Origin of the sequence: Embleya sp. NPDC059213 (genome assembly GCF_042754445.1) — a bacterium.
In the GTDB taxonomy this organism is placed as follows: Bacteria; Actinomycetota; Actinomycetes; order Streptomycetales; family Streptomycetaceae; genus Embleya.
In genome coordinates, this window is sequence record NZ_JBHZAV010000001.1 from 102,313 (window position 1) to 114,001 (window position 11,689).

The 11,689-nt window shown below is 73.5% G+C and carries 10 protein-coding genes; 2 read left to right on the plus strand and 8 right to left on the minus strand.

Going from position 1 to position 11,689, the window contains the following annotated elements; translation table 11 throughout:
* Window positions 1-62 precede the first annotated feature (62 nt).
* The 4 genes from ACFXMF_RS00460 to ACFXMF_RS00475 are packed head-to-tail and all read right to left on the minus strand — an operon-like array spanning window position 63 to window position 5,144.
* Window positions 63-1,712 (minus strand): ABC transporter ATP-binding protein, encoded by a 1,650-nt coding sequence (locus ACFXMF_RS00460; protein ID WP_379988405.1) that lies wholly within the window; start codon window positions 1,710-1,712, stop codon window positions 63-65.
* Window positions 1,709-2,572: an ABC transporter permease subunit gene (locus tag ACFXMF_RS00465; RefSeq protein ID WP_360305714.1), complete on the minus strand. Its 864-nt coding sequence runs from the start codon at window positions 2,570-2,572 to the stop codon at window positions 1,709-1,711. Before ACFXMF_RS00465 ends, ACFXMF_RS00460 begins: the two co-directional genes overlap by 4 nt.
* Entirely contained in the window at window positions 2,569-3,612 is a 1,044-nt protein-coding gene (locus tag ACFXMF_RS00470; RefSeq protein WP_379988431.1) for an ABC transporter permease, read from the minus strand. The genes ACFXMF_RS00465 and ACFXMF_RS00470 overlap by 4 nt, the downstream gene beginning before the upstream one ends.
* Window positions 3,600-5,144, minus strand: coding sequence for an ABC transporter substrate-binding protein (locus tag ACFXMF_RS00475; RefSeq protein WP_380017780.1), 1,545 nt, complete (start codon window positions 5,142-5,144; stop codon window positions 3,600-3,602). Before ACFXMF_RS00475 ends, ACFXMF_RS00470 begins: the two co-directional genes overlap by 13 nt.
* 184 nt (window positions 5,145-5,328) lie before the next feature.
* Between ACFXMF_RS00475 and ACFXMF_RS00480 the strand changes: the two genes are divergently transcribed.
* Window positions 5,329-6,774, plus strand: a complete 1,446-nt coding sequence (locus ACFXMF_RS00480) for an MATE family efflux transporter (protein ID WP_379989585.1) — start codon at window positions 5,329-5,331, stop codon at window positions 6,772-6,774.
* Window positions 6,775-6,849: 75 nt separating this feature from the next.
* Window positions 6,850-7,704 (plus strand): ABC transporter permease, encoded by an 855-nt coding sequence (locus ACFXMF_RS00485; protein WP_379989582.1) that lies wholly within the window; start codon window positions 6,850-6,852, stop codon window positions 7,702-7,704.
* A 99-nt stretch (window positions 7,705-7,803) separates the two neighbouring features.
* Here ACFXMF_RS00485 and ACFXMF_RS00490 read toward each other — a convergent pair whose 3' ends face one another.
* The 4 genes from ACFXMF_RS00490 to ACFXMF_RS00505 all read right to left on the minus strand — a co-directional run bounded on the left by ACFXMF_RS00490 (window position 7,804) and on the right by ACFXMF_RS00505 (window position 11,629).
* A complete protein-coding gene (locus tag ACFXMF_RS00490; RefSeq protein ID WP_360305706.1) occupies window positions 7,804-8,127 on the minus strand; it encodes a transcriptional regulator in 324 nt (107 codons plus the stop codon).
* Window positions 8,124-8,585: a hypothetical protein gene (locus ACFXMF_RS00495; protein WP_360305704.1), complete on the minus strand. Its 462-nt coding sequence runs from the start codon at window positions 8,583-8,585 to the stop codon at window positions 8,124-8,126. The genes ACFXMF_RS00490 and ACFXMF_RS00495 overlap by 4 nt, the downstream gene beginning before the upstream one ends.
* 130 nt (window positions 8,586-8,715) lie before the next feature.
* The gene (locus ACFXMF_RS00500; RefSeq protein WP_379989581.1) at window positions 8,716-10,329 is read right to left on the minus strand and encodes an amidohydrolase family protein; all 1,614 of its coding nucleotides are present in this window, start codon (window positions 10,327-10,329) and stop codon (window positions 8,716-8,718) included.
* A 10-nt stretch (window positions 10,330-10,339) separates the two neighbouring features.
* Window positions 10,340-11,629: an amino acid deaminase gene (locus ACFXMF_RS00505; protein ID WP_379989580.1), complete on the minus strand. Its 1,290-nt coding sequence runs from the start codon at window positions 11,627-11,629 to the stop codon at window positions 10,340-10,342.
* Window positions 11,630-11,689 lie beyond the last annotated feature (60 nt).

The following is an 11,689-nucleotide window of genomic DNA, read 5'->3' on the forward strand; positions in this document are numbered from 1 at the left end:
CCGGAATACGGCACACGACCCGCCCACCGCCGACGCGAGGGCCCGGCGACCCGGCCCGATGCTCAGGGCTCTCGACCGACCCCCGTGGTGTGGGCCAGGACCGTCGCGGCGTCGCCGCACGCCGTCAGTCGGCCGTCGGTGAGGACGTGCACGGTTCGGGTGTACGCGGCGGCCAGTTCGTGGTCGTGGGTGACCAGGGCGAGAGCCGTGCCGCGTTCGACGCACACGGTGTGCAGCAGGTCCATGACCGCGGCGGCGGTGTCGGGGTCGAGGGCGCTGGTGATCTCGTCGCACAGCAGGTAGTCGGGGTCGACGGCCAGGGCCCGGGCGATCGCGACGCGCTGCCGCTGGCCCCCGGACAGCTCGGCCGGGTAGCGGTCGGTGAAGGCGGGCGGCAGGCTGACCAGTTCGAGCAGCTCGACCACGCGTGCGGTGCGGGCGGCGCGGGTGAGTCGGGTGTGCAGGGCCAGGGGGCGGGCGAGGGCGGCCCCGACGGTGCGGCTGGGGTTGAGGGTGGCGAGCGGGTTCTGCGGGACGAACTGGATGCGGCGCTGCCGGTCCCGTCCGCGGCGACGGATCGCGGGGCGCAGGGGCGCGCCGTCCAGGGTGAGTGTGCCGGCGTCCGGCACGGCGAGTCCGGCGAGCACGCGCAGCAGCGTGGTCTTGCCCGAGCCGGACGGCCCGACGATCGAGATCGCTGCGCCTGCCGGGAGCGTCAGGTCCACACCGTCCAGGGCCGGGCGGCGATCGCGGCCGGTGCCGAAGGTGACGGTGACCCGATGGGCGGCGAGCGCGTGCCGCTCGGGCCTTGCCGCGACGACGGGCCCGGCGGGCGAGCCCACGTGGGTGGGGTCGACGCGGGTGGCGGCGCTCTCGCCGGGTGGCTTGCGCCCCGCCGGGACTCGCGGCCGCTGCGGGGCGGCGGGCGGCGGCGCGGGCGGGCCCAAAGTGGCGAGAGTGATGGTGTCGTCGGCGCACGCCCCGACCAGTTCCGGGTCGTGGCAGGCCATCAGTACCGCGAGGCCGCGGGTGTCGGCGAGGCGACGCAGGAGCCGGGCGATCTCGTCGCGCAACGTGGGGTCGAGTCCGGCGGTGGGTTCGTCCAGCAGGAGGAGTCGGGGGTTGCGGGCCAGGGCGCGGGCGAGGGCGACTCGGCGCTGTTGGCCGCCGGACAGGGCGCCGGGGCGACGGTCGGGCAGACCGCCGTCCAGGGGCAGTCGGCATTCGGCGAGGACGGCCTCGACGCCCTGTCGGGTTCGGTCCCGGGCGGTCTCGGCAACAATGCGGCGAACGCTCGTGTACGGGTTGAGCGCGGAGCCGGGGTCCTGACCGACATAGGCGAGTTCGGTGCGGCGCAGCCGGCCGAGTGCGGCGCGGTCCAGCCTCAACACGTCGTGGCCCAGGACGTGTGCGGTGCCCTCGGTGGTGGCGCCGGCCGGCAGATGACCGAGCAGGGCCTTGAGGAGTGTGGTCTTTCCGGAGCCGGACGCGCCGGTGAGCGCGGTGATGCGCCCCGCGCGCACGGTGGCGTGGGCCGGGTGCAGCAGGTGGGGGCCTTCGACCAGGCGGACGCCGAGTCCGGCGATGTCGACGACCACCGCGTCGGCGGTATCGCCGGTCGCGAGGCTCCCGCCGCCGGTGGCGGTGTCCGCGTGCGTGGGGAGCCGTGTGCCGTCGTCGGGTCCCGGGTGGGTGGGAGTGCGCGGGCTCATGCCGAGGTCACCGCCTGGGTGCGGGGGGCCGGTGCCGAAGTGGCGAGGTTGACGGTGATCGCGAGGAGGGCGACGGCGGCGCTGGGGGCCAGGACGGCCCACGGGTTGAGGAGGATGCCGGGGGCGTTCTCGCGGATCATCAGCGCCCAGTCGGCTTCGGGTGGCTGCGGGCCGATCTGGAGGAACGCGGCCGTGGAGATGATGTAGACGGCTTCCACGAAGCGCAGTCCGAACAGGGCCGCCACGGTGCCGCGGAGGTTGGGCAGGAGTTCGCGGACGGTGATGGAGAGGCTGGATTCGCCGCGCATCAGGGCGGCTTCGACGTACCCGGCGGCGGCGAGCGGCGCGGCTGCCGCGGCGATCACGCGGACCGCGAACGGGATGCCCAGGACGATGGCCGCCCCGATGACGGCCCAGCGTCCGCCGTCCGGCCAGGCGAGCGCGACGAGCATGATGCCCAGGACGGAAGGCAGGAGGATGGCGACGTCGGCGGCGCGTTCGAGGACGCGACCCGCGCGTGGGCGCAGTGCCGCGAGGCAGCCGAGCAGGGCCGCGGTCGCGGTGACGGCGGCGCCGATGAGGAAGGCGCAGCCGATCAACGCGGTGCCGCCGTCCAGCAGGCGGGACCACACGTCGCGGCCGAGTTGGTCACCGCCGAGGAGGGCGCCGTCGCCCGCCTCGGCGTAGGTGGCGGTCACCGGGGCGTCGATGGGGTGCGGTGCGAGCCAGGGCCCGGCTAGGGCGACGGCGAGGAAGAGCGCGGCCGGGAGCAGGAGGAGCGCGCGGCGCGGGTGCGGGTGCCGGCCCGGGCGGGCGGGTGCGGGCGTCGCGGTGTCGGTCGAGGCGGAGGCGGTGGTCATCGGCCGGCTCCCACGGTCTTGGCGCGGACGAGGTCGGCGGCGAGGAGGACGAGGGTGATCGCGGCGCCCGCGAGGGCGACACACCCGGCGATCAGGGTGGTGTCGCGCCCGGCGACCGCGCCGGCCAGGACCGTGCCGATGCCGGGGTGGTTGAAGAGGGTCTCGACGACGACGGCGCCGCCCAGGAGCATGCCCGTCGAGGTGGCGATGCCGGTGGCGATGACGGGAAGTGCGCCGGGCAGCGCGTGGCGCAGCAGGACGCGGGTGGTGGACAGGCCGTCCAGGCGGGCGGCTTCGACGTGGGCGGCGTCGGCCTGGTCGGCGAGGGCGCCGCGGACGATGCGGGTGTTCCAGCCGGTCTGCGGGACGGCGAGGGCGAGTACCGGCATGATCATCATGGTCCATTCGGCGGGCTTGCCGGACGCGTCGGCGACGGTGACCGCGGGCAGCAGGCCGGTCCACAGGGACAGGACCAGGACCAGGCCGGTGGCCAGTACGAAGTCGGGGACCGCGAACGCGGTGGTGGCGGTGTGGCCGATCATCCGGTCGGTGCGCCTGCCGGGGCGCGCGGCCGCCAGGCAGCCGAGGGCGAGGGACGCGGCGACGGTGAGGGCGAACGCCGCGCCGGCCAGGGTCAGGGTGTTGGGGAAGGGGTCGCGCAGCAGGTCGGCGACCTTCTCGCCACGCGCGGAGGTGCCCAGGTCACCGGTCGGTAGTGCGGTCATCCAGTCCGTGAAGCGCTCCCACAACGGCCGGTCCAGGCCCAGGTGTTCGCGGCGGGCGGCGATGGCGGCGGCGCTGTCGCCGCGTTCGGCCGTGGCGGTGGCCGCGTCTCCCGGGAGCATCTCGACGGCGGCGAACACGACTGCCAGCAGGGCGGCCAGCACCAGGATGCGGCGCAGCAGCACGGCACCGGCGCGCAGCGCGGCCCGCCCGGCACGGCGCGCGAAGTCGTCACGGGGGCGCGGCGGTACGGGCGGGCCCGCGGCGGCCGGGTCGGTGGACCCGGCCGCCGGCGCGCCTGGGGTCAGCGCAGCCACGTGCTCTGCAGTTGCACGCGGCCGTATCCGGCCAGGGTGGGCAGGTTCTGGACCTTGGCCGCGGCGACGTCGATGCCGTCGGCCATGCCCCACAGCAGGTATCCGGAGCGCTCGTACTGGATCTTCTGGACCTCGACGAGGGCGGCGGCGCGGCCGGCCTCGTCGGCGGCGCCGACCGCCCGGCGGTAGGCGTCGTCGAAGGCCGGGTCGGCGAACTGGGCCTCGTTCTGCCCGGCGTCGCCGACCATGAGCTTGGACCCGAGGAAGAGCACCGAGTCGTTGGTGCCCCAGTAGGTGGTGTAGAGGGTGCCCTTGAGCCAGGTGGCGTCCCAGAAGGTGCCGGACTCCTGCTTGACCACGTTGATCCTGATGCCGGCTTCGCGGGCGTGGTTGGCGAACAGCGTGGCGGACTCGGCGAGTCCGGCGATGTCCTCGGTGGTGATCAGGTCGTAGGTCTTGCCGAGGTCGAAGTTCGCCTCGGCGAGGAGCTGCCCGGCCCGGGCCAGGTCGCGCTTGCGCTGGGGCAGGTCGCGGGCGTAGCGCGGGTCGCCGGTGCCCATGACGTCGTTGGCGACGGTGCCGTAGCCGGACAGGACCTGCTTGACCATGGCGTCGCGGTCGACGACCAGGCGCAGGGCCTCGCGCACGCGGGGGTCGGCGAACGGGCCGTCCTTGGTGCGCATGACGATCGGCATGGCCATGTCGTCGGCGCGGCGCACCACCCGCAGGTCCTTGCGGGTTTCGGCGATGCGCGCGGCCACCGGGCCGACGTTGGAGGCCAGGTCGATCTGGCCGGCGAGGATCGCGTTGGACATCGCCTGCGCCGTCTCGAACATGGTGATCTCGACCGCGTCGAGCAGGACTTCGCCGCCGTACCACTTCTCGTTGCGGACCAGGCGGGCGTTGCCGTTGCGGTACCAGTCGAGTTTGAACGGGCCGGTGCCGGGGGCCTTGTCCAGCGCGTTGTCGGGGGTGTCCTTCTTGAGGATGAAGCTGCTGAGGCGGGTCAGCAGCGGCAGTTCGGCGTTGGGGTAGTCGGACACCAGGACCACGGTGCCGTCGCCGTCGGCGGTGATGTTCTCGGCCTGGATGCCGGGCAGGCGCGAGGCGCCGGACTTGGTGCCGCGCAGGCGCCGCAGCGACCAGACGACGTCGGCGGCGGTGACCGGGCTGCCGTCGTGGAAGGCGGCGCCGGGGGCGATCTTGAAGCGCCAGGTCTTCAGGTCGGGGGTGGACTCCCACGACGCGGCCAGGCGGGGCGCGGTGTTGGGCCGGCCGGCGGGGACGGTCAGCGTGTCGAACACGAGGGACAGGACCAGGTAGTCGCTCTCGTTGCTCTGCGTGCCGTGCGGGTCGCGGGTGATCGCCCCGGCCCGGCCCAGCGCGCCGACGCGAAGCGTGCCGCCCTTCTTCGGGGTGCCGCCGGTGGTCTGCGGCGCCGGGGCGCCGCCGCTCTGGGACGAGCATCCGACGAGGGTTGCCGCCCCGAGTCCGCCGGCGGTCATCAGCACTTGGCGCCTGTTCACGTACACGGTGCGTCCTCGTTCTTCGGTCCGGCACAGTTGGATTAGGTGTGCCTATCCTAATTTCGACTGACAGCGCAAGACCGCAGACGGTAGCGCACCGTGTTCGCGGTCGCCCGCACGACCGCGCTCCGACGGCGTGGAACTCGACTGCTACGGTGCCCTGCCCGATCCCGAGGAGCCGCTGCGCACGATGTCCACGACCTTCCTCCGCGACGGCCGCGCCCTGGCCGTGCTCGCGGTCCCGCTGATCCTCACCCAACTCGCCCAGGTCGCGCTGACCACCACCGACACCGTGATGATGGGCCTGCTCGGCACCGAGGAACTCGCGGCAGGCGGACTGGCGATCGTCGTGTTCAACCAGGTGCGCACCATGGGCGTGGGCTTGGTCACCTCCGTCGGCAACCAGGTCGCCGCGGCCGCCGCGCGGGCCGAGCGCGCCGCCGACGCCGCGGGCCCGACCACGCCGGGCACCGCGGACGCCGGGGCGGGCGAACCCGGGACGGCGGACGCCGCGCGCGAGGAGGTGCGCGGCGTCGTACGCGCCGCCATGGCCGTCGCCACCGGCGCGGGCCTGATCGGCGCGGTGCTGATGCTCGGCGTCGGTCAGGCGCTTCCGGTGCTCGGCCAGGACCACGACGTCGCCCGCCGCGCGCAGCACATGCTCGCCGCCCTCGCCCCCGGTCTGTTGCCGTGCCTGTGGTTCCAGGCGGTGCGCCAGTTCACGGTCGGCATGCGCCGTCCCCAGGCGCTCCTGCGCATCACGCTCGCCTCCGTCGCCGTCAACGCGGGATTGAACTGGGCCCTCGTGCACGGCACCTGGATCCTGCCCGAGGCCGGGCTGGTCGGGATCGGCGCCGCGACGTCGGGGGTCTACTTCCTGACCTTCCTGGCCCTGTACGCCGCCGCCCGCCGCGATCGCGAACTCGCGCCGCTGCTGGCCCTGAACCCCGCCAAGGCGGACCGCGTCGCCGTGCGGCGCCTGGTCGGACTGGGCGTGCCGATCGCCGCTACCTACGGCTCCGAGGCCGGGTTCTTCTTCTTCACCGCCTTGATGGCCGGATCGTTCGGGCCCGCCGCCCTCGCCGCCCACACTGCGGTCAACCAACTGGTGTACATCGTCTTCCAGGTCGCCGTCGGCCTCTCCCACGCCGCGTCGATCAACGTCAGCCGCGAGATCACCCTCGGCGAACTCGCCCGTGCCCGCCGCCTGATGCGCACCGCGCTCGGCTGCGCGGCGTGCGTGATGGCCGCGGTCGGCGTCGTGTACCTGGCGCTCCCGCACCTGGTCCTCGCCCCGTTCCTGGACTCCTCCGCCGGCGACGCCCGCACGATCGCCACCCGGCTGCTGGTCGTCGCCGCCGTCCTGCAGTTCTTCGACTGCGCGCAGAACATCGGCGTCGGACTCCTGCGCGGCCTCGACGACACCCGAACCGGCTTCCGCGTCACGCTCGTCGGCTACTGGGCGATCGGCCTGCCCGCGTCGTGCCTGTTCGCGTTCGGGTTCGGCGGGGACGCCCTCGGCCTGTGGCTCGGCCTGCTCGCCGGACTCGCCGCCACCGCCGCGTTGCTCCTGCGCGCGTTCACCGCCGCCCTCGACCGCCGGGCGGCCGGGCCGGCCGTCGCCGCGGCCACGTAGCCGACCCGGGGCGGCCGTCGTGTCCGAGCGGGCAGCCGCGGCAGGGGGTTCGGTGATCGGTACTACGGTGATCCCATGAACTCGGCCTCGGCCGCCCTGCTGCCCGTCGACGCGGCCCTCGGCTGGGTCCTGGCGCTGCTGCTCGCCGCCGCCGTCACCGTGGTCGCGGTGTGCCGCCTGTCACCCGATCAGGACGCCGGCCGGGCCAGGGAGGTGCTCTTCGCGGGCATCCGGGCCGCCCTCCAACTCGCGGCCGTCTCCGCCGCCATCGGCTGGTTGGCGCATGCGCCCGCGGGCCTTCCGGCCTTCCTGTTCGTGATGTTCGCGGTCGCCGTGCGCACCGCGGGTCGCAGAATCACCCCCGACCGCACGTGGTGGTGGACGGCCGTCCCCATCGCCGCGGGTGTGCTGCCCCTCGTCGGGCTGCTCCTGGCGACCGGCCTCGTCCCGCCCCGCGGCATCACCCTCATCCCGATCACCGGAATCCTCATCGGCGGCGCGCTCACCGCGACCGTCCTGGCCGGCCGACAGAGCCTGGCGGTGCTGCGACTGCGTCACGGCGAGGTCGAGGCCGCCCTCGCACTGGGCATGCTCGAACGGGACGCCAGAATCGAGATCGCCCGCCCGGCCGCCTCGGAGGCACTCGTCCCCGGTCTGGACCAGACCCGCACCGTGGGCCTGGTCACCCTGCCGGGCGCATTCGTCGGCATGCTGCTCGGCGGGGCCGACCCGATCACGGCCGGCGCGGTGCAACTCTTCGTCCTCGTCGCCCTGATGGCCGTACAAGCCGTCGCCACCGCGATCACGCTGGAACTGATCGCCCGGGCCCGCATCACCGCCCCCGCCGCCCCGGATGCCAAGCCCCCGTCCCGCCGCCCATGGCACCGACGGCACAGTCCCCCGCCACCACACGCCGCCGGCAACCACTGACTTCGGCCCCGCCCCCTGCACGGCCGGCCCATGGGATCCGGGACGCCCGAACTCGTCTCCCGTCGGATCAGCCCCGCAGGCTCGGCCCCGGCGCCCGCCTCAGGACCGGGCTGCGGGGCTTTCGGCGGGGGTGGTGGCGCCGGTGACGATGGCCTGGAGTGCCGCGACGTGGCCGTCGAAGGCGTCCCGGCCGGCGGTGGTCAGGCGGGCACGCACCTTGCGGCGGCCGCCGCTCGGGCGGCGCTCCGTGGCCACGTACCCGGCTTCCTCCAGAGTGGCGAGTTGCTTGGACAGCGCCGATTCCGACAACCCCAACTGCTCCTTGAGAAAGGCGAACTCCGCCCAGTCGGCCGCCGCCAGGGTCGCCACCAGCGTCAGCCGGGTGCTGGGGTGGATCAGCTCGTCGAACCGTGCCTTCGTCATGCCCGCGCCCAACGGCGCAGGACGCGCAGGATGTCCGGTCCGCCGAAGCCGATGACGGCCGCGACCAGTACCGCCGCCCAGATACTGGCGTGCTCGGCGCCGTCGGCGTGCAGCGCGAGAGCGGCCAGGACGGTGACGCCGACGAGCCCGACCAACATGCCGACCACGACCACGGGGGTGCGACGCCCGGCGACGGCCGCGCTGACCCGCAATCCGTCCGTGCGCCGACGGCCGGCCAGCAGACGGGACGCGAGCGTCCCGTGCCCGGCGCCGAAAACCGCGGCCGCGGTCCCGCCCAGCCACGGCGACACGCTGCCGAGCACACCCAACCCGAGCCAGCCGGCCGCCATCACCCACCAGTAGCCGCGCGGCAGACCGACCTGGTCGGCCACCTGGCGCCGGGCACGGTCGACGGCATCCAGCGCGGCACGGGCCTGCTCCGGAGCGGTGTTCGTCATGACGGAACCTCACTTTCCCATCGGGAAAGTAAGAGTCCTACTTTCCCGATGGGAAAGTCAAGGGCCCGCGCGACGGCGCTTCGACCGAGTCGATCGCGGCGGCGCGGCCTCGGCCCCGTCGGCCCCCGGGCTAAGCCATGGTCGTCCGGCGGATTGCCTTGCCCGCGAGGACGTTCGTGCGGTGGCCGTCCTCGATGACGAATCGGCCGTCGATCAGGACGTGTGGGATGCCGACGGGCAGGGTGCGCGGGTTTTCGAACGTCGAGCCGGCCGCGACCGTGTCCGGGTCGAAGAGGACCAGGTCGGCGCGGTATCCCTCGCGGACCAAACCCCGGTCGGACAGGCGCAGTCGGGCCGCCGGGCGCGAAGTCAGGTGCGCCACGCACTCTTCCAGGCTCAGGATCCCCAACTCCCGGACGTAGCGGCCCAGGTACTGCGGGAAGGTGCCGTACGCGCGCGGGTGTGGCTTGTCTCCTTGCAGGATTCCGTCGCTGCCGCCGGTGTGGATCCGGTGGCGCATGATCTGCCGGACGTTCTCCTCGTGGCCGACGTGTTGGAGGATCGTCGAGCCGAGTCGGTCGTCGACGAGCAGGCGTCGGGCGGTGACCCACGGCTCCTCGCCGCGCTCGATCGCGCTGCGGGCGACCGTCTTGCCCACGTAGTCCGCAAGGCCCGGTTCGGAGATGCCGGACATCTCGATCGTGTCCCACTCGATGGGGACACCGTGGCAACCGTCCGAGCCGATCTCCTCCAGGTGGTGGCGGATCTTCGCGGCGGTGGCGTCGTCCCGGAGGCGGGCCAGGGTCGACTCGGGACCGCCTTCGCTCGCCCAACTCGGCAGCACGGCAACGAGCGTCGTACAGCCGGGGGTGTAGGGATACGTGTCGAGCGAGATGTCGCAGCCGTCGTCCAGGGCGGAGTCGAGCAGGGCCAGGAGATCGGGGGCCCTGCCCTTGTTCACGCCGAAGTTCATGGTGGCGTGGGCGAGGTGGAGCGCGCAGCCGGCCGCCTTGGTGAGGTGCACCATCTCCTCGTACGCCTGCAACGCCCCGGCTCCGTACGAGCGGTGGTGCGGGCAGTAGTAGCCGTCGTATCGGGCGACGACGCGGCACAGTTCGGTGAGTTCGGCGTCGTCCGCGTACATGCCGGGCGTGTAGGTGAGTCCGGACGACATGCCGACCGCGCCCTGTTCCATGCCCTCGGCGACGAGCCGTTTCATCCGGGCGAGTTCGGTGTCGGTCGCGGGGCGGTCGTCCCAACCCATGGCGTACATGCGGAGTGTGCCCTGCGGGATGAGGTATGCCGCGTTGACCGCGATGCCCTGTCCGCCGAAGTTCCGGTCGAGGCGGTCGAGGTAGCCGCCGACGGTGCGCCAGTCGAAGTCGATGTCGGAGCCGTCGCCGTTCCAGCCGGTGATCGACCTGCGCACCTCGGCGAGCGTGCGGTCGTCGACGGGGGCGTACGACAGCCCGTCCTGGCCCAGGACTTCGAGCGTCACGCCCTGAGCGGCCTTGGCGCGGTGATCGGGGTCGCGCAGCAAGGCGAGGTCGCTGTGCGCGTGCATGTCGATGAAGCCGGGCGAGAGCGCGAGGCCGCCCGCGTCCAGGGTGCGCCGACCGGAGAGCCGGGGGCCGCCCGCCCGCCGAATCTCGCTGATCCGGCCGCCGTCCAGACCCACATCGGCCCGGTAGGACGCACCACCGGCGCCGTCGACGACGCGTGCATCGCGAATGACGAGGTCCATGCGACGGCTCCTAGAACAGGGTGCGGATGTAGTCGGTCACGGTGCCGTCGGCTGCCACCAACGGGATCAACTGCCATTTGTCGAAGGACGTGCAGGGGTGCGACAAGCCCATGCCGAGCCAGTCGCCGACCTCCAGCTCGGCGCCCGCGTCGGTGGTGACCCAGCCGTGCTGGTCGGAGAGGCCGGAGACGGTGATGCCGGTGGCGGGGCGCACCGAGCCGTCGCGCGCGGAACGCACGACGTGTGCCTCGGGCAGGTCGAGGTCGTATGCGGCGTCGCGCTTGCCGGCGTTGACGAACGCCTGCGTGGGGGACGGACGGGAGACGACCTGGGCCCACAGGCGGAAGGCCGGCTGGAGGGCGCCTTCGTCGGGGACCCGGTTGAACGGCGTGAGGTGCCGGTAGTGGCCGTCGTCGTGCGAGACATACGCTCCGGAGCGCAGCAGTTTCAGGACCGGGCGGGACAGCTCGGGAAGCTCGGCGAAGATGTCGGCCACCGCGTCGAACCAGGCGCTTCCACCCGCGCTGACCACGATCTCGTCGAGCTGCTCGAAGCAGCCCTGCCTGTCGAAGTCGGCGGCCAGGGACGTCAGTCGGCGCAGCCAGGTGCGCACCCGGTCGCCGTCGGCCTGCGGCACCTCGCCCTCGTAGCCGGCGACGCCCACCAGGCGCAGCACCGGGGAGGCGGCGACCGCGTCGGCGATCTCGGCGCACTCGCTCTCGGTGCGGGCTCCGGTGCGGGCGCCCTCGCCGGCCGCGAGTTCGACGACCACGTCGAGCGGGCGACGGGCCTCGGCGGCACGCAGGGCGGCGTCCATCAATTCGACGCCGCGCACGGAGTCGACGTAGCAGAGGAAGCGGAAGTCCGGGTCCGCGTCGAGTTCCCCGGCCAACCAGCGCAGCGCCGGCGCGTCCACCACCTCGTTGGCGAGGAAGATGCGCGAGACGCCGAACGCGCGGGCCACGCGCGCCTGGTGCGGGACGGCCACGGTGATGCCCCACGCGCCGTGTTCGAGTTGGCGGGCGAACAACCGCGGGGCCATCGACGTCTTGCCGTGCGGGGCGAAGGCCAGGCCGTGCCGCTGCGCGTACGTCTCCATCAGGGCCAGGTTGTGCTCGACGGATTCGGCGGACAGGGCCAGGACCGGTGTGGTGAAGCCGCCGGTGAAGAGGTTGCGGCGCTCGGCGGCCAGCTCGCCGACGGTCAGGCCCTCGGCGTCCGGTGGCAGGGCCTTGAAGCGGTGGTCGACACGCTCGTCCGCGAGCCCGGCGAGCCGGCCGACCGCGTTGTCGGCAGCCATGGGAGCCTCCTGACATCATCGTTGCATCCTGTGCAACGCCCATTGCGTATATCGCTCGGC